14 protein-coding genes are annotated in these 17,772 nt (G+C 71.7%); 6 read left to right on the top strand and 8 right to left on the bottom strand.

The features are described from left to right. Nucleotides 1-4: 4 nt before the first annotated feature. On the bottom strand, nucleotides 5-241 hold the full coding sequence (locus OHV05_RS20935; RefSeq protein WP_405019036.1) for a hypothetical protein: 237 nt from the start codon (nucleotides 239-241) through the stop codon (nucleotides 5-7). A 182-nt stretch (nucleotides 242-423) separates the two neighbouring features. Here OHV05_RS20935 and OHV05_RS20930 point away from each other — a divergent pair, with 182 nt between their 5' ends. The 3 genes from OHV05_RS20930 to OHV05_RS20920 all read left to right on the top strand — a co-directional run bounded on the left by OHV05_RS20930 (nucleotide 424) and on the right by OHV05_RS20920 (nucleotide 6,505). Next, nucleotides 424-3,387 carry a BTAD domain-containing putative transcriptional regulator gene (locus tag OHV05_RS20930; protein WP_405019035.1) on the top strand — a complete coding sequence of 988 codons (2,964 nt, stop codon included), beginning with the start codon at nucleotides 424-426 and terminating at the stop codon, nucleotides 3,385-3,387. 591 nt (nucleotides 3,388-3,978) lie between these two features. Further along, complete coding sequence (locus OHV05_RS20925) at nucleotides 3,979-4,629, top strand: class I SAM-dependent methyltransferase (RefSeq protein WP_405021505.1); 651 nt, start codon at nucleotides 3,979-3,981, stop codon at nucleotides 4,627-4,629. Nucleotides 4,630-4,672: 43 nt separating this feature from the next. Continuing rightward, nucleotides 4,673-6,505: a SpoIIE family protein phosphatase gene (locus OHV05_RS20920; RefSeq protein ID WP_405019034.1), complete on the top strand. Its 1,833-nt coding sequence runs from the start codon at nucleotides 4,673-4,675 to the stop codon at nucleotides 6,503-6,505. A gap of 20 nt (nucleotides 6,506-6,525) precedes the next feature. On the opposite strand, the gene OHV05_RS20915 is transcribed toward OHV05_RS20920, so the two are convergent. From OHV05_RS20915 to OHV05_RS20905, 3 genes are all read right to left on the bottom strand, one after another. Continuing rightward, entirely contained in the window at nucleotides 6,526-7,239 is a 714-nt protein-coding gene (locus tag OHV05_RS20915; RefSeq protein WP_405019033.1) for an HNH endonuclease, read from the bottom strand. Next, entirely contained in the window at nucleotides 7,236-8,327 is a 1,092-nt protein-coding gene (locus tag OHV05_RS20910; protein WP_405019032.1) for an AAA family ATPase, read from the bottom strand. Before OHV05_RS20910 ends, OHV05_RS20915 begins: the two co-directional genes overlap by 4 nt. Before the next feature lie 114 nt (nucleotides 8,328-8,441). Beyond that, nucleotides 8,442-9,380, bottom strand: coding sequence for a LysR substrate-binding domain-containing protein (locus OHV05_RS20905; RefSeq protein WP_405019031.1), 939 nt, complete (start codon nucleotides 9,378-9,380; stop codon nucleotides 8,442-8,444). Between the two features lie 130 nt (nucleotides 9,381-9,510). Between OHV05_RS20905 and OHV05_RS20900 the strand changes: the two genes are divergently transcribed. Next, nucleotides 9,511-10,062 carry a peroxiredoxin gene (locus tag OHV05_RS20900; RefSeq protein ID WP_057227269.1) on the top strand — a complete coding sequence of 184 codons (552 nt, stop codon included), beginning with the start codon at nucleotides 9,511-9,513 and terminating at the stop codon, nucleotides 10,060-10,062. Nucleotides 10,063-10,065: 3 nt separating this feature from the next. Continuing rightward, entirely contained in the window at nucleotides 10,066-10,602 is a 537-nt protein-coding gene (locus tag OHV05_RS20895) for an alkyl hydroperoxide reductase (protein WP_405019030.1), read from the top strand. A gap of 167 nt (nucleotides 10,603-10,769) precedes the next feature. Here the strand turns inward: OHV05_RS20895 and OHV05_RS20890 are convergent, their stop codons facing one another. The 4 genes from OHV05_RS20890 to OHV05_RS20875 all read right to left on the bottom strand — a co-directional run bounded on the left by OHV05_RS20890 (nucleotide 10,770) and on the right by OHV05_RS20875 (nucleotide 15,810). Then, the gene (locus OHV05_RS20890; protein ID WP_405019029.1) at nucleotides 10,770-12,053 is read right to left on the bottom strand and encodes an AI-2E family transporter; all 1,284 of its coding nucleotides are present in this window, start codon (nucleotides 12,051-12,053) and stop codon (nucleotides 10,770-10,772) included. Between the two features lie 360 nt (nucleotides 12,054-12,413). Then, entirely contained in the window at nucleotides 12,414-13,094 is a 681-nt protein-coding gene (locus tag OHV05_RS20885) for a transglycosylase SLT domain-containing protein (RefSeq protein ID WP_403044206.1), read from the bottom strand. Between the two features lie 418 nt (nucleotides 13,095-13,512). Next, on the bottom strand, nucleotides 13,513-14,847 hold the full coding sequence (locus OHV05_RS20880; protein WP_405019028.1) for a PhoH family protein: 1,335 nt from the start codon (nucleotides 14,845-14,847) through the stop codon (nucleotides 13,513-13,515). A gap of 168 nt (nucleotides 14,848-15,015) precedes the next feature. Further along, nucleotides 15,016-15,810, bottom strand: a complete 795-nt coding sequence (locus tag OHV05_RS20875) for an isoprenyl transferase (RefSeq protein WP_403044202.1) — start codon at nucleotides 15,808-15,810, stop codon at nucleotides 15,016-15,018. 349 nt (nucleotides 15,811-16,159) lie between these two features. On the opposite strand from OHV05_RS20875, the gene OHV05_RS20870 reads away from it, so the two are divergent. Continuing rightward, a complete protein-coding gene (locus tag OHV05_RS20870) occupies nucleotides 16,160-17,758 on the top strand; it encodes a chitinase (RefSeq protein ID WP_405019027.1) in 1,599 nt (532 codons plus the stop codon). Nucleotides 17,759-17,772: the final 14 nt, after the last annotated feature.

Below are 17,772 nucleotides of genomic sequence, written 5' to 3'. Positions count from 1 at the left end.
CCGCTTACGGGAGGTTGACGACGTTTCCGAGCGGCTCGAAACCGCCGTCCTTCTTCGGCTCCTCGGTGCCGGGAACGAGCGGGGCGGCCTCGGTCGCAGGCTCGACGGCGGCCAGCTCCTCGATCACCTCGAGCAGTTGGGCCTTCTGCGCCTCGGTGGCAACGGTCTGCTCGACGGGTGCGGCCTCGGCCACCGGCTGGGCCTCGTTCGGGGTCGCGGTGGTGGTCTCGGTGTCGGCCATGACGCCGCCTTTCGGGGTAATGAGATTTTGTGTCAGCCCGGACGGACGGGTCAGGGCGCGCGCCCAGTATCGTAGGCCTCGCTAAATGTCTTATAAACATCCCGAGGCTCGTCCACTTCTCCAACGTTTGCCAGTCTCCTCATAAGCTGACGCCTCACCTTGGCCATCATCGGGGGATCTCCATGGAGCTTCAGGGGCAGCCGCACGCGCTGCGCTTCCAGGTGCTCGGCCCCGTGCAGGCCTGGCGCGGGGAACAGCACCTCTCACTCGGTTCACCGCAGCAGCAGGCCGTCCTGGTCGCGTTGCTGCTCAGCCACGGCCGCCCGGTCGCCACCCAGGACCTGGTGGACGGCCTGTGGGGCGACCGGCCGCCGCCGCAGGCGGTGGCCGCGCTGCGCACGTATGTCTCCCGGCTACGCGCGCTGATCGAGCCCAACCGCGAGATGCGGGCCCCCGCCGAGCTGCTGGTCTCGGTGAGCGACGGCTACGCACTTCGCATCCCACCGGAGTCCCTCGACCTCTCGGTCTTCGAGCGCGAGTTCACCCACGCCGCGATGGCCAAGGCCGGTGGCGACTACCGCGAGACGCACCGACTGCTCGCCTCCGCGCTCTCGCTGTGGAGCGGACGGCCACTGGCCGGCATTCCCGGCCCTCATGCCGAAGCTCACCGAGGCAGACTCGCGGAGCGTCAGGTCGCGGCCTGTGAGGAGCGCTGCTCGGCCGCGCTGGAGATCGGACTGCACGCCGAGACGGTGTCCGAGCTCAGCTCGCTCTCCGCCGAACACCCACTGCGGGAACGGCTGCGTGAGCTGCTGATGCTCGCGCTGTACCGGTGCGGGCGGCAGGCCGAGGCCCTCGGCGTCTACACCGACACCCGAAAGCTGCTGATCGAGGAGCTGGGCGTCGAGCCCGGCACCGGGCTGGCCTCGATGCACTCACGCATCCTGGCGGCGGACCCGACCCTGATGCCCGCACCGGCAGCAGTCGGCCGGGCCATCGAACAGGACGAGGCCGCTGCCTTCGTACCGCCTGCTCAACTCCCTGCGGACGTATCGGACTTCAGTGGCCGCACCGAACTGGTGACGGAACTTCGCGACGTGCTGCGCAGCGGTTCCGGCCAAGCTGTGGTGGTCACCTCGCTGGCCGGTATCGGGGGCGTCGGCAAGACCACGCTGGCCGTGCACCTGGCGCACAGCATCCGGTCGGAGTTCCCGGACGGTCAGCTGTACGTGGACCTCCGCGGTCCGAGCGCGTCCCCGGCAGATCCGGCCGTGGTGCTCGGTGACTTCCTCTACGCGCTCGGCGCGCCGGAGACCCCGGACACGCTCGAACAACGCGCGGCCCTGTACCGCTCGTTGCTCGCGGACCGCCGCATGCTCATCCTGCTCGACAACGCCAAGGACGCCCGGCAGTTGCTGCCGCTGATCCCCGGTGTCTCCGGCAGCGCGGTCCTGGTGACCAGTCGGTCGCGACTGGCCGAGTTGCCCGGCGCCCATCTCGTGGACGTGGAGGAACTGACGCCCGAAGAGGCGCTGGCCCTGTTCTCGGCCATCGTCGGAGAGCAGCGGGTCGCCGCCGAGCCCGAGGCCGCGCTCGCGGTCGTCCGGGCCTGCGGATTCCTTCCGCTGGCGGTCCGGATCGCGGCTGCCCGGCTGGCCAGCCGTCCGCGCTGGAGCGTCTCGGACCTGGCCAGGCGCTTAGCGGACCAGCGGCGCCGGCTGCACGAGCTGCAACTCGGCAACCTGGCCGTGGAAACCACCATCGGTCTCGGCTACGGCCAGCTTCAGCCGGCGGAGGCCCGAGCCTTCCGGCTGCTCTCGCTGGTGGACTCCCCCGACCTTCCACTGGAGGCGGTCGCCGCGCTGCTCGGCACCGACCAGGACGAGGCGGAGTCGCTGGCCGAGGCACTGGTCGAGGCCAACATGCTGGAGTGCTTCACCCCGGGCCGCTACCGCTACCACGACCTGCTGCGGCTGTTCGCCCAGCGGCAGAACGAGAAGCTCAAGGACACCGACGAGCAACAGGCCGCCGTGCTGCGCCTGTTGGACCGGCTGCTGGCAACCATGCGGAATGCCGCTCGGGCGATCGAGCCGGACGACATGCTGCCCGAGACGCTGCACCAGCCGGTGTCCGCCGGGTTGCGGCTGGCGGACAGCTCGGCGGCCCATGCCTGGCTGCGCTCCGAACTCGCCCTGCTGCTGAGCGTCATCGAGGCCGCCGTGCAGGAACCGCTGACCCTGCTGCGCCCGACCGTCGACCTGCTCATGGTGCTGAACAGCCTGGTCGAGGATCCGACACACGGTCAGCGCATCCGGGTGGCCCTGCACGCGGCCGCCCACCCGCACGCCGACGCCGACACACTCGCCCGGGTCCGGCTCGGCCTCGGCTATCTGCAGCACGTGGCCGGGGACTACCAGGAGGCCGAGGTCTCGATCCGGCAGAGTCTCGCGCTCCAGGGTGCGGAGGACTACACGCACCTACGGGTCAACGCCGCCAACCTGCTCGCGGTCGTGCTGAGTCTGGCGGATCGGCCGACCGAGGCCCTGCCCTTCTTCGAGCAGGCGTCAGCGATCAGCCGCCACCTCGGCGCAACCATCAGCGAGGCCCGCCTGCTCGGCAACATGGCTCGGGCGTACCTCGCCGTCGGCCAGTCGGAAGATGCCGTCCGGTCCGCACACGCCGCAGTCGCCGCCGCACGGGCATCCGGGAACATCCCCTGCCTCGCCGACACGCTCTACCAACTCGGTGTGGTGCTCCGCTCGACCGGCTCCCCCGGCGAGGCCGCTCCTCACCTGCGCGAGGCGCACAAGCTCTACCAGTCCGAGCAGCGCCGCATCTGGGAGGGTTACTCGCTCGCCCGCCTCGCGCCCTGCCTGCTCGCCGACGGCCAGTACGCCGAAGCGGCAGCGGCGGCGGACGAATCGCTCGCCATCGCCCAGGAGCTGGATGCGGCGTACTGCCAGGGCATGGCCAACGCGGCACTCGGCGAAGCGCTCCTGAAGCTGGGTCAGCCCGCGCGTGGGCTGGCCTGCCTCCAGGAGGCGCTCGCCGTCTTCACGCGGCTCGGTGTGCCCGAAGTCCTCCCCGTGCAGGACCTCATCGAGCAGCAACAGCACACCGAGCCCGCCGCACCCCCCGCGCCGTGACCACCTGCCCCCCGACAGGCCCCCCTTGAGGTGTCGGTGCTCCCGCAGCCCCCCGGCTGCGGGAGCACCTCGACGCTTCCCCGGCGCTGATCCATACTCTGGCACCTCCCGATTGACATCCGATAAACGCCCGGACCGGTCCGCGTCGGTGCTGCCCGGGACGGCCCGCCACCCCGTCGCGCCACTCGGCGCGGGACGCGCTTTCACACCACCCCCTGCCGCCCCGGAACGCTCCGGCCATCCCGGCCATATTCATCCCAACAGCCACGAGTTGGCCGGAAAAGGACCCTACGGTCGGTTGATCGCGCCTATTCTCGGAGGCCAGCGACGTATTGACGGCGGGCCGGCAAGTGGAGCGGAGCACCAGGCAGGGCGGCGACGCAGCACAGAGTGACGCGGGAGCGTGACGGACCGTCACGCACGGTGGACGGCGCCGCCAGGAGGCAGCCCGGGCACCGGCGGGTGGCGGCCAGGGTGGAAAGGTGCCTCTCAATCGTGACGACCGGTCAGATATCCGATCCCGCCCAGGGCCACGGGCCCTCCCACGCCGACCACCAGTGCCGCCGTCGCACCGAGCGCGCGCTCCAGGCGGTGGCCTTCGACACCATCGGCGCCCGCTACGCCGAGGCGTTTCCGGACAAGGCCGGCCAGCTGGCCTGCGGCGCCTGGCTGCTGGACGCGCTGGAGCCCGGTGCCCGGGTGCTGGACGTCGGCTGCGGCACGGGCGATCCGACGGTCCGCCAGTTGACCGACGGCGGCCTGCGGGTGACCGGGATCGACCTCTCGGACGGGATGCTGCGGCTGGCCAGGCAGGGCGTGCCGGCCGCCGAGTACCACCGGATCGACATGTACGACCTGGCCACCGAGCGCGCCGCCCGGGCCTGGGGCGCGACCGGGCTGGGGCCCGAGGCCGCCGGGCGGTACGCCGCGGCCACCGCGTTCTTCTCGCTGATCCTGCTGCCGCAGGCGGAGATCCCCGAGGTGCTCGGCCGGATCCGGGCGCTGCTCCGGCCCGACGGCCTGCTCGCGCTCGGCATGGTCGAGGCGGATCTGGACCACGCCCCGCTGCCGTTCCTCGGCCACGAGATAAGAATCAGCGGCTACCTGCGGGAGGAGCTGGAGCAGACGCTGCGCCGGGCCGGGTTCTCGGTCGAGGCGCACTCCGGCCATCCGTACGCCCCCGCCAGCACCACCCTGCCGCCGGAGGAGCAACTGTTCCTCCGCTGTCGACGGGTCGGCTGATCGACTGTTGGTCCCCAGCTCTCCTCTCGCAGAACGGCAGCCCGTGCGCGACCTCCCCGAGCCCCTGACCGGGCAGCCTCCCGCCGTCCCGCCCCAGCGACGCCCGCCGCCGCTGCCGGGCGGGCGGCCGCGTACGGCCGAGCGGCTGGCGTACCTGGACAGCGCGACCCGGCGGATCAACACCTCGCTCGATCTGACCGCGACGCTGCGCAACCTCGGCAAGGTGCTGGTCCCGGCGCTGGCCGACGCGGCCGTGGTACACCTGCGCGAGCCGCTGCCCGACCTGGAGCGCGACCCCGGCAGCCCGACCGCGCTGACCATCAGGCACCGGCACGGCACCCGGCTCGGCCGCCGGGCCGGCACCCGCCGGCTGCGGCCCGGCGGTCCGGTCGCCCGCGCGCTCGACCAGCAGTTCCCGACCGGCCCGGTGGTGCTCGGCACCCCCTCGGCCGCCCGGCTCCGGCCGCTGCTGGAGGAGCTCTACGGCGCCCGGACGCTGGGCCGGCTGGCCAGCGGGACGGCGCTGCTGGCGCTGCCGCTGCGCGGCCGCAAGACGGTGCTCGGCCTGCTGCTGCTGATCCGGCGGCCCGGCAAGACCAGCCCGGCCGCACCCCGGCCGACGCCGTTCGGCGGCAAGGCGCAGCCCTCGGACGCCTTCGAGCTGACCTCCGCGTACGACGCCGCGATGGCCTTCGACGCCACCGACACCGCGACCGCCGCCCACCTGGCCACCCAGGGCGGCCTGGCGGTGGACACCGCGCTGCGCTACACCCGCGAGTGGGAGATCGCCGACGAGCTGCAGCGCAGCATGCTGCCGACCCACCTGCCGCAGCGGCACGGGGTCCGGCTGGCGCACCGTTACCTGCCCTGCGAGCGCGGCACGCAGGTCGGCGGCGACTGGTACGACTCCGTCCCGCTGCCGGGCAACCGGGTCGCCCTGATCGTCGGCGACGTGATGGGCCACTCGCTCACCTCGGCCGCCATCATGGGGCAGCTGCGCACCAGCGCGCAGACCCTGGCCGCCCTCGACCTGCCCCCGCACGAGGTGCTCTACCACCTCGACGAACAGGCCCAACGCCTGGGCCGGGAGCAGCACTTGGCGACCTGTGTGTACGCGGTCTACGACCCGATCGCGAACCGGGTGGTGCTCGCCAACGCGGGCCACGTGCCACCGGTGCTGGTCGGCCCGGACGGGCGGGCCGAGCTGCTGGAGCTGCCGCCCGGGGCGCCGATCGGGGTCGGCGGGGTGGACTTCACCTCGGTCGAGCTGCCCGCGCCGCCCGGTTCGGCGCTGGTGCTGTTCACCGACGGCCTGGTGGAGTCCCGGCGGCGGTCGCTGACCACCGGCCTGGAGCTGCTCCGGGCCCGGCTCGGCGGCGCGCACCGGCACTCCCCCGAGCACCTCTGCCAGGAGGCGCTGCGGATCCTGCCGCCCGGCGACCGGGCGGACGACGTCGCCCTGCTGGCCGCCGCCTTCGACGGCATCCCGGCCGAGGACGTGGCGTACTGGTTCCTCCAGCCCCGGCACGAAACCCCGGGCCGGGCCCGGCGGTTGGTCGGCCACGCGCTGCGCCGGTGGGGGCTGGAGACCCTCGCGGAGAACACCGAGCTGATGGTCAGTGAGCTGGTCACCAACGCGATCCAGCACGCCACCCGGCCGGTGACCCTGCGGCTGGTGCGGACGTCGGTGCTGCGGTGCGAGGTCGGTGACGACAGCGCGTTGTTGCCCCGGGCCCGGCGGGCGGGTCCTGAGGACGAGCGGGGGCGGGGGTTGCAGATAGTGGCGCGGTGCGCCGAACGCTGGGGCGCCACCCGCCTCGGAGCCGGGAAGGTTGTCTGGTTCGAGCAGCGGTTGCCGAAGGGCGAAAGTACCTGACCATGCACGCTGGGTGCATCTCAGGCCAGAGTGGTCAGGGCTCCCAGGGCCTCGGTGCCGAGGACCACCTCCGCCAGCGGGCGGTTGTCGGCCAGGCGGTGGACGGCGCGGACCACGTCGGCCTGCCAGAGCAGGTCGAGGGCGTCGGCGATCTCGGCGGCGGTGGCGTGGTCGCCGAGCGCGGTGCGGGTGTGCCAGTCCCGGAGCAGGGCCTTGACCACGGTGAACGCCAGCCGGCGCCCCCGGACCAGCTCGGCGCGGGAGTTGAGGGCGAAGACGTCGATGGTGGCGTTCCCCTTGGCGGTCAGGCCCTGGTAGGCGCCGGACTCCAGGTAGAGCAGCAGGTGGTCGGCCGGGTCCTCGGTGGCCGGGTCTATCAGCAGCGGGGCCCCGCTGGCCGGGTCGGTCGGGAACCGGTCGCGCTTCTGGTTGGAGTTGCAGTACGCGCAGGCCAGCAGGTGGTTGTGCCAGTCGAAGGTGCGCAGCGGCGCACGGGCGATCGGCTCGAAGTGGTCGATGTCGGTGCCCAGGTTGTCCCCGCAGTACATGCAGCGCAGCAGCCCGGGGGTCATCCGGTGCAGCAGGGTGCGCAGCTTCGCCTTGGGGTCGCGGGCCGTCCGCCAGGCCGCCCGGCCGGTCGCCGTGGTCGGCCCCGCCTTCCGGATCGCCTCGGTGCGGCGGAGCAGGTCGGCCTCCAACTGCGCGGTCAGCGGCGGCCGTTGCAGCGGGATCATCGCGCACCGCCCAGTCTGTCCCTGGCCTCGTCGACCCGGGCCGCCAGCGAGGCGTTCAGCCGAGCGCCCAGCTCGCGGTACTCGGCCACCTCGGCGCTGGAGGCGTGACCCGCGTACAGCTTGCGCTCCAGGGTGATCAGCAGCCGCCGTTCCGCCTCGGCCTGCGGGGAGTAGACGCTCGGCAGGGCGAACAGCTCGGTCAGCGCGGCGTCGTCCCCGCTGCCGTAGACGATCCGCTGGTGCAGGTCCTCGTCCAGCACGTACGGCGCCGACTCCTCGCCGGGGCCGGGCAGTCGGACCAGCCCGCCCGGGTCGGCGGACTGGCAGACGTACGGGCTGTGGGTGCTGACCACGAACTGGAGGGCGGGGAAGTGCGCGACCAGCCACTCCCCCAGGCGCTGCTGCCAGTCCAGGTGGAGGTGCGCCTCGACCTCGTCGATCAGCACGACGCCCGGCACCGGGACGCACGGCGGCGTGCCACCGATCACCAACTCCTGCTCCGGGAATGCCTGGTGGACCCGGGACAGCAGGTCGAGCACCAGGCCGACGGCCGCCGTCAGCCCGCCGCCGAGCGGGTACTCGGTACCGCCGCAGTCGACCTGGAGGCCGTCGCTGTCGATCCGACCGATCCGGTACCCGGCGGGCAGCAGCCCGTCGTCGAGCAGCGCCCGGACCCCGGCCACCAGCTCCACCGCCCCGGGCTGGCGCTCCAGTGCGAGCAGCTGCTGCCCGACCAACCAGGCGATGCCGTCGGTGAGTTCACGCCCGGCGGGGTAGCCGGCCCAGAAGCCGAGCACGCCGTTGCGCCGGGCGGTGACGCCGTCCTCGGTCCGGCTGACCCGCCAGTGCGCGCCGTCCAGCCGGATGCCGCCCTCGTCCTCGCCCGGGGCCAGCCAGCCCACCGGGTCGGTGTCCTCGCCCAGGGCCGCCGCCAGGGCGGCCAGCAGGGTGGTCTTGCCGGCGCCGTTCGGACCGGCCAGCACCGTCCAGCCGGCATGCGAGCCGTCCGGCCGGGTCAGGTCCAGATCGACGTTCCTGACACCCCGGAAGCCGCGCAGGTTCTCCACTTCGAGCCTGGAGACGTACATCCGCCCACCCCTCCCCGATCACTGCGGTCAGCCTAGGTAGTGATTACCCGTCAAGGGACGGTCCTGACCGGCAACGCACGGAGAACCTCCGGCGGCGGGGCGGCGAACCTCACATCACGGGACGATCCGCACCGGCAGCTCGACCAGCACCTCGCGCAGCGCGGCGGCGAACCGTTCGTACTCCGGGGTGCGGGCCGAGCCCGGGCGGGTGGCCAGGCCGATCCGGCGGCCGGGCGCCGGATCGGCGAACCGGACGGCGGCCAGCCGGTCGGTCCGGCCCGCCTCGACGTCCAGCGCGGTGGCCGGCAGCAGGGTCACCCCGAGCCCGCCCGCCACCAGCTGGACCAGGGTGGACAGCCCGGCGGCCCGGGTCGAGCCGCCCGAACCGTCCGCGCCGACCTCCCGGCAGAGGTCGAGCGCCTGGTCGCGCAGGCAGTGGCCCTCCTCCAGCAGCAGCACGTCCAGGTCGAGCAGCACGTCCCGGGGCACGTCGACCCGGCCGGCCAGCTCGTGCTCGGGCGGGGTGACCAGCACGAAGTCCTCGTCGAACAGCGGGATGTCCCGGGTCGGCGAGGCGCCACCGGAGGGCAGCGCGAGCAGCAGCACGTCCAGCCGCCCGGCGGCCAGGCCGGCCAGCAGCGCGGGGGTGCGCTCCTCGTGCACGTGCAGTTCGAGCTCGGGGTAGCTGCTCCGGACCAGCCGGAGCACGGTCGGCAGCAGGTACGGTGCCACGGTCGGGATCACGCCGAGGTGCAGCGGCCCGGTGAACGGCCGGCGGGCCGCCTCGACCTCCTCGGTGAGGGCGTGCAGCGCCGACAGCACCCGGCGTGCGTGATCGGCGACCCGCTCCCCCAGGGGAGTGATGATGACCCTCCGCGTCGTACGCTCGACCAACTGCGCACCGAGGGTCTCCTCCAGCGCGGCGACCGCGCCGGACAGCGCGGGCTGGCTGGTGCCGCCCGCGGCGGCGGCCTCGCGGAAGTGCCGGTGCTCGGCCACCGCCAGGAAGGCCCGCAGCTGGGCGAGGGTGGGAGTACGGGGCTTGGGGCTCACGGTACTGATAACTCTCTCCGATCAGTTGCAACGAGTCTAACGATTTCCGCTATCAGTCGCCGTGTGCGACTGTTGATGTTGTCCGCATTCCGGACAAATTCCCTCTGTTTCCAAGCCTGGAGAAGCGAACGTGCTTACGATCGGTGACAAGTTCCCGGAGTTCGAACTCAACGCCTGTGTCGACCTGGATGCCGCGAACGCCTTCGCCGAGATCAACCACAAGTCCTACGAGGGCAAGTGGAAGATCGTCTTCTTCTGGCCGATGGACTTCACCTTCGTCTGCCCGACCGAGATCGCCGCGTTCGGCAAGCTGAACGAGGAGTTCGCCGACCGGGACGCCCAGATCCTCGGCGTCTCCGGCGACTCCGAGTTCGTGCACCACGCCTGGCGCAAGGACCACAAGGACCTGCGCGACCTGCCGTTCCCGATGCTCGCCGACGTCAAGCACGACCTGATGCGGGCCTGCGGCGTCGAGGGCGCGGACGGCACCGCCCAGCGCGCGGTGTTCATCGTGGACCCGAACAACGAGATCCAGTTCGTCATGGTGACCGCCGGTTCCGTCGGCCGTAACCCCAAGGAGGTCCTCCGGGTCCTCGACGCGCTGCAGACCGACGAGCTCTGCCCGTGCAACTGGACCAAGGGCGAGGACACCCTCGACGCGCAGACCCTGCTGGCGGGCTGACCCATGGCACTGGACGAGCTCAAGGCCGCCCTGCCGGACTACGCCAAGGACCTCAAGCTCAACCTGAGCGCGGTCATAGGCAACTCGGAGCTGCCGGCCCAGCAGCTCTGGGGCACCGTGCTCTCCTGCGCCATGGCGACCCGGTCGCCGGCGGTGCTGCGTGAGCTGGAGCCCGTCGCCAAGGCCGAGCTGAGCCCGGCGGCGTACAACGCCGCCAAGGGCGCGGCGGCGGTCATGGGGATGAACAACGTCTACTACCGGACCACCCACCTGCTCTCCGACAAGGAGTACAGCGGGATGCGGGCCGGGCTGCGGATGAACATCATCGGCACGCCGGGTGTGGAGAAGGCCGACTTCGAGCTGTGGTGCTTCGCGGTCTCCGCGATCAACGGCTGCGGCCAGTGCCTCGACTCGCACGAGGGCGTGCTCCGCAAGGCGGGCGTCGACCGCGAGGTCATCCAGGCTTCGATCAAGATCGCGGCGGTGCTGCAGGCCGTGGCGGCCACCCTCGACTCCGAAGCCGTGCTGGCCGCACTGTAGGCAGAGCATCCGGTTGCACTACCCAGGGGCTCGGGGAACAGCGACGAGATCTGGCGTTCGGGTCACAGGCGAAGGTGCCTGACCACCCACGCACGGATCACCTCTTACGAGGTCGGCGTCGCAGTTCCCCGAGCCCCTGGCCGTAGCTGCCGAAGCACCTGCCGAGATTACTGGGAGCGGGCTGCTTCGAGGGCTTCGAAGACCTGTTGGCCGGCCGCGGCGCGGCGGCGGAGGTGGACCACCACGGTGTTGGTGACGGCGATCAGGGGGACGGAGACGATCGCGCCGCCGATGCCACCGACTATGGTGCCCGCCGCGACGCCGAGGACCACGGCCAGTGGGTGGACCCGGACCGCGCGGCCGAGGATCAGCGGCTGGAGCAGGTGCCCCTCGATCTGCTGCACCGCGACCAGTACGACCATCACCATCAGCGCGGTGAACGGCCCCTGGGTCACCAGCGCGATCAGCACCGCGATGGTCCCGGTGACCAGTGCCCCGACCAGCGGCACGAAGGCCCCGAGGAAGACGATCACGGCCAGCGGCAGCGCCAGCTGGACACCGAGCAGCTGGATGCCGATCCCGATGCAGAGCGCGTCGATGAAGGCCACGCAGACGGTGCCGCGCACGTACGCGGTCAGGGTGGCCCAGGCCTTCGGCCCGGCCCCGGCCATCGCGTAGCGGGACTGCCGGGGCAGCATGCCGAGGGCCCAGCCCCAGATCTTGGCGCCGTCGTAGAGCAGGAAGAACGTGGTGAAGGCGGTCAGCACCACGCCGGTCAGCACCTCGACCGCGATCGTCACACCGGTGAAACCGGCGGAGGTGATCTGCTCGGAGTTGGTGCCGATCGCGGTGGAGATCTGCTTGGCGAAGTCGGTGATCTGTTGCTGCGTCAGGTGCAGCGGCCCGGTGACCAGCCAGTCCCTGAGCTGGTCGACGCCCGCCTGCACCTGGTCGGTGACCGAGTGCAGGTTGGTGGTGACCTGCCAGACCACGAACCAGCCGACCAGCCCGATCCCGGCCACCCCGCTCAGGAACGTTCCTGCGGCCGCCAGCGAGCGCGGTACGCCGTGCCGGCGGAGCCAGGAGACGGTCGGCTCCAGCAGCGCGGAGATCAGCAGGGCGGCCAGCACCGCGAAGGCGACCAGCCGGAGCATGTCGACCACTTCGAACAGCAGGTAGAGCGCGGCGGCCAGCAGCAGCAGCCGCCAGGTCGACTCGGCCGCCACCCGCAGCCCCCAGGGCACCGCCTCGGCCGGGGTGGCCGGACGGGGGGCGTGGTACTCGCGGACCGGCTCAGACTTGATCTCGACCACCACCGGCTCGGGTTCACGGGGTGCCGGGAGCGGCTCCTCCGGTTGCTGCTCGTTGCGCGCGGCCGCGGTGGCGGCACGCTGCTGCAGCTCGCTGCCCAGTCGGACCGCCGCCCGGGATATCCACCAGCCCTGCGTCACCTAGACCACCGTTCCCCGTTCGCGCCGTGGGTCCCGCCACGACCGTCCGGGACGACCGTACCCGGCGGAGGCGGGGCGGCACGCGGGAGTTCGGGGGTACCGATCCGACAAACCGTCACACACCGGTACGTTTCGATCCCCCTAAATCTGGGGAAGGGCCCCGATACACGAACCATCTGTCCGCGGACCGGCGGTTCCGGAGCAACCAGGACCCACTCCGGGCGTCGCGTACCGCACCCAGGACCGCACCGCCCGTGGCGCGCTGGTCAGCCGGCCCGGGCGGCGCGGCCCGCCCCCAGGAGAGACGACGAAGGCCCCGATCCCAGCGGGATCGGGGCCTTCGGTGGTCTGACGGTGTGTCTAGTACCAGTGGTGCGACTGCCAGAAGGACCACGCGCCACAGGGCGAGCCGTAGCGGCTGTTCATGTAGTTCAGGCCCCACTTGATCTGGGTGGCGGGGTTGGTCCGCCAGTCGGCGCCGGCCGAGGCCATCTTGGAGCCGGGCAGCGCCTGGACCAGGCCGTACGCGCCGGAGCTGGCGTTGCTGGCGGTGTAGTCCCAGCCGCTCTCGCGCTTCACGATCTGGCTGAAGCACTGGAACTGGTTGGCGTCGCCGACGATCTGGAGTGCCATCTCCTGGACCGAGCCCGGGCTGACGGGGGTCATCGCGGAACGCGCCTTGGCGCGGTTCGCGGCCTCCTCGTCGGCCTTGCGCTTCGCCTCGGCGGCCTTGGCGGCCTTCTCGGCGTCGGCCTTGGCCTGCGCGTCGGCAGCGGCCTTCTGGCGCGCGGCCTCCTCGGCAGCCTTCTTGGCCGCGGCGTCGGCGGACGCCTGCTGTGCGTTCGCCTGCGCGGTGAAGTGGTCGCTGACGGCCTGCGCCTGGGCACCGATCGGGACGTCCTGGAGCAGGGTGGCTCCGGCGACGTCGACCGTCTGGGTCTGCGTGCCCTCGCTGCCCGAGGCCACACCCACGACGGCACCGACAGCGGTGACGGCGGTGGCTGAGGCGACAGCAACTCCCCGGACCGAGATCCGAGTCACATGGTTTCCTTCCGGCGTCGCCCCGTGCACGTGACCGCTGGGGCGCAACATGCCCCTCGTCGCTGGTCTCCATGATGGTGCTGGTCACGGGAGACACGGGCCCGGCACCGGACCGGCGGGTGCCGGATCGGCGTTTCGTTCGGGCGGCGTACGGCTCATCGTTGTTCAGTTTTCCACCCGATAACCGGAGTTGTCGGGTGATATGTGCCGTACGCGGGGCCTGACAGAACCCTCACCATGCCGCACGGGGACGGGTCAACGCAATTCCCGGTTGCGTGGCGCATCTCACAGACTTCGCGACCAGCACGTTTGCCCGAGTGCCCGGCGAAGGATCGTCAGATGTGGTGACAGCAGCGGGACCTGATACTTCGTACCAGGTCCCGCTGTCCGATTCTGCCCCGTTATGACCTGGGGCGACCTAGGGGTTCACGTCCTCCAGCAGCTCCGTCACCAGCGCCGCGATCGGCGAACGCTCCGAGCGGGTCAGCGTGATGTGGGCGAACAGCGGGTGCCCCTTCAGCTTCTCCACCACCGCGACCACACCGTCGTACCGGCCGACCCGGAGGTTGTCGCGCTGGGCGACGTCGTGGGTGAGCACCACCCGCGACCCCTGGCCAATCCGGGACAGCACGGTGAGCAGCACGTTCCGCTCCAGCGACTGCGCCTCGTCCACGATCACGAAGGCGTCGTGCAGCGACCGGCCCCGGATGTGGGTGAGCGGGAGGACCTCCAGCATCCCGCGGGAGATCACCTCCTCGATCACGTCCGGGGTGGTGACGGCCGAGAGGGTGTCGAAGACCGCCTGGGCCCAGGGGCTCATCTTCTCCGACTCGGAACCGGGCAGATAGCCCAACTCCTGCCCACCGACCGCGTAGAGCGGCCGGAAGACCATCACCTTCCGGTGCTGCTGCCGCTCCAGCACCGCCTCGAGACCGGCGCACAGCGCCAGCGCGGACTTGCCGGTACCCGCCCGGCCGCCCATCGAGACGATCCCGACCTCCTGGTCGAGCAGCAGGTCGAGGGCGACCCGCTGCTCGGCGCTCCGGCCGCGCAGCCCGAACACCTCGCGGTCGCCCCGGACCAGCCGGACCCGGCCGTCCTGGGTGACCCGGCCGAGGGCCCGGCCGCGCTCCGAGGTGAGCACCAGCCCGGTGTGCACCGGGAGCTCCTCCGCGCCCAGCACGTCCACCGCGGTGTCGTGGCCGGCGCCGAACAGCGCGTCCACCTGGTCGCCGGAGACGTGCAGTTCGGACATTCCGGTCCAACCGGAGGTGATCGCCAGCTCGGCCCGGTACTCCTCGGCGAGCAGGCCGACCGCGCTGGCCTTGATCCGCATCGGCAGGTCCTTGGAGACGACGGTGACGTCGTACCCCTCGGCCTGCAGATTGCGCGCGACGGCGAGGATCCTGGTGTCCGCCTCGCCGCCGCCGAGCCGGTAACCGGCCGGGAGCACCGAGGTGTCGGAGTGGTTGAGCTCCACCCGGATGCTTCCGCCGAGCTCGCCGACCGGGATCGGCTCGTCCAGGCGCCCGAAGCGGACCCGGAAGTCGTCCAGCAGCCTGAGCGCCTGGCGGGCGAAGTAGCCCAGCTCCGGATGGTGCCGCTTGGCCTCCAACTCCGTGACCACGACCACGGGGAGGACGACCTCGTGCTCCTCGAAACGGGTCATGGCGAGTGGATCCGCCAGGAGCACGCTGGTGTCGAGAACGTACGTGCGCCGGTCTGGTGTCCGGCGGCTCTTTGTACTGACCACTAGGCCTCCAGAGCGGATGACCCTGCGTCACCCGCGGCATGCCGGTCCCCGCGACCCCGGTTGGCCGGAGTACCGGTCTGACAGGGGTATTCCCAGGCGAACCGCACCGCGAACCCAACGACGGATCATCGTTGGTTAACTTTCGGTGCGTCAGCTCGAACCGGGCCCTCACAGCCCGAGGCGACGGTTCCTCAGCTGGTAGTCCCGCAGCGCCCGCAGGAAGTCCACCCGGCGGAAGGCCGGCCAGTACGCCTCGCAGAAGTAGAACTCGCTGTGCGCGCTCTGCCAGAGCAGGAAGCCGGAGAGCCGCTGTTCGCCCGAGGTGCGGATCACCAGGTCGGGGTCGGGCTGGCCCTTGGTGTAGAGGTGCTCGGCGATGTGCTCGACGTCGAGGATCTCGGCGAGCTCCTCGATCGAGGTGCCCCGGCCCGCGTGCTCCTGGAGCAGCGAACGGACCGCGTCGGCGATCTCGTGCCGGCCGCCGTACCCGACCGCGACGTTGACGGTGATGCCGTCGATGTGGGCGGTGGCCTCGGCGGCCTCCTTGAGCACGTCCGAGGTCCGGGACGGGAGCAGGTCGAGCGCACCGACCGGGTGGACCCGCCAGCGCCCGTCGGCGGCCAGCCGGCGGACGGTGTCCTCGATGATCCCGAGCAGCGGCACCAGTTCGTCCGCCGGGCGGGAGAGGTTGTCGGTGGAGAGCATCCAGAGCGTGACCACCTGGACGTGCGTCTCGTCGCACCAGCCGAGGAACTCGCTGATCTTGTCCGCGCCGCGCTGGTGCCCGTCGGCCGTGGTGCCGCCGGTGGCGCGGGCCCAGCGGCGGTTGCCGTCCAGGATCACGCCGATGTGGTGCGGGGTGTTCGCGAGGTGGACCTCGACCCGGCGGCCGTAGAGCCGGTAGGCGTTGTCCAGCAGGGTTCGGAGACCCGGCGTGCGCTCCACGACGTCGCGCAGACCCATGGTGTTCGGCCCCTCCGTGCTCGGTCCTCCTCGGGTACGGCAAATACCCTCGCGCAGCCTACTCCCGGACCGGTCCGCACGGTAAAGCCGCAGGTACCGAAGGTGTCACGGCCCCGAATCGACCGTGTGACGCCGGACACGGAACGGTCTCCGGTTCCTTAAATGTCCCGTAAGCCGACGCCGGGTTCTTGACGCTTGCCAATGGTCTAGTCCAGCTTTTGACCGAGGGCAGCAACCACCCCACAGGTCGCCGCCCTCGCCAAGCACCACTGCGGACCTCCCCTCCCCCACACGGAGCCGCCGCGACCCCCACCGCGGCGGCTCCTCCCCTCCCCACAGGAGCGTCTCCATGGCCCGAACGCTGCAGCAGCCGTCCCACCGGCGCCGGCGCAGCCCCCTCCCCGCCGCCCTCGCGGCCGGGACCACCGCGCTCGCCCTGGCCGCCACCGGCCTCGCGCTGTTCGCCGGCGGCGCCAGCGCCGCCGTGGGCAACCTGGTGAGCAACGGCGGCTTCGAGGGAGGGAACCTCAGCGGCTGGACCTGCACCGGCGGCGCGAGCGTCGTCGGCACCCCGGCCCACTCCGGCTCGTACGCGCTGAACGCGGCGCCCACCGCCGGGGACACCGCCGAGTGCCGGCAGACCGTCAGCGTGCTGCCCAACACCAGCTACGCGCTGGCCGGTTGGGTGCAGGGCCCGTACACCTACCTCGGCGTGCGCGGCACCGGCGGCACCGACCCGTCCACCTGGTCGAGCCAGTCCAGCTGGAACCAGCTCTCCTCCACCTTCACCACCGGCGCGGGCGTCAGCAGCGTCACGGTGTACGTGCACGGCTGGTACGGCCAGGGCGCCTACAACGCGGACGACATCACGCTGACCGGCCCGGGCGGCACCGCCTCCCCGAGCGCCTCGGCCTCGCCGAGCGCGTCCGCCAGCGCCTCCGCCTCCCCGTCGGCCAGCGCCAGCCCGAGCGCCTCCGCCTCCCCGAGCGCGTCCGCCTCGCCGTCGGCCAGCGCCAGCCCGACCGTCACGCCCACCGGCCCGGTCACCGACCTGCCCAAGCACGTGGTCACCGGCTACTGGCACAACTTCGACAACGGTGCGACCGTCCAGAAGCTGAGCGAGGTGCAGAGCGCGTACGACATCATCGAGGTGTCGTTCGCGGACGCCGTGCCGACCAGGACCGGTGCGATCACCTTCCAGCTCGACCCGGGCCTGTCCGGCAAGCTCGGCGGCTACACCGACGCGCAGTTCCGGGCGGACGTGAAGGCCAAGCAGGCGGCCGGCAAGAAGGTCGTGCTCTCCATCGGCGGCCAGAACGGCGCCATCTCGGTCGGCGACGCGACCGCCGGGGCCGCCTTCACCGACAGCGCCTACGCGGTGCTGAAGGACTACGGCTTCGACGGCATCGACGTCGACCTGGAGAACGGCGTCAACCCGGAGCAGCTCGGCACCGCCCTGCTCAACCTGCAGGCGAAGATCGGCTCGAAGTTCGTCCTGACCATGGCGCCCGAGACCATCGGCGTCTACAGCACCGACGGCGCGTACTTCAAGCTGGCGCTCAAGACCAAGTCCATCCTGACCGTGATGAACACCCAGTTCTACAACTCGGGCGGCATGAACGGCTGCGACGGCAAGGTCTACAACCAGGGCACCATCGACTTCATCACCGCCCAGGTCTGCACCCAGATCCAGGGCGGCCTGCGCCCGGACCAGGTCGGTATCGGCGTCCCGGCCTCCGCGAAGGCGGCGGGCGGCGGCTACGTGGCCCCGAGCGTGGTCAACAACGCGCTGAGCTGCCTCGCCACCGGCACCAACTGCGGCAGTTTCGTCCCGCCGGCCAAGTGGCCGACCATCCGCGGCGCGATGACCTGGTCGACCAACTGGGACGCCAACAACGGCAACGCCTTCTCCAACACCGTGGGCCCCTTCGTCCACGCCATGCCGTAACACCTCCCCGGTGC

The sequence above is a fragment of the Kitasatospora sp. NBC_00070 genome, assembly GCF_045041205.1.
Lineage (GTDB): Bacteria > Actinomycetota > Actinomycetes > Streptomycetales > Streptomycetaceae > Kitasatospora.
This window is presented reverse-complemented; position numbering and strand designations above follow the sequence as displayed.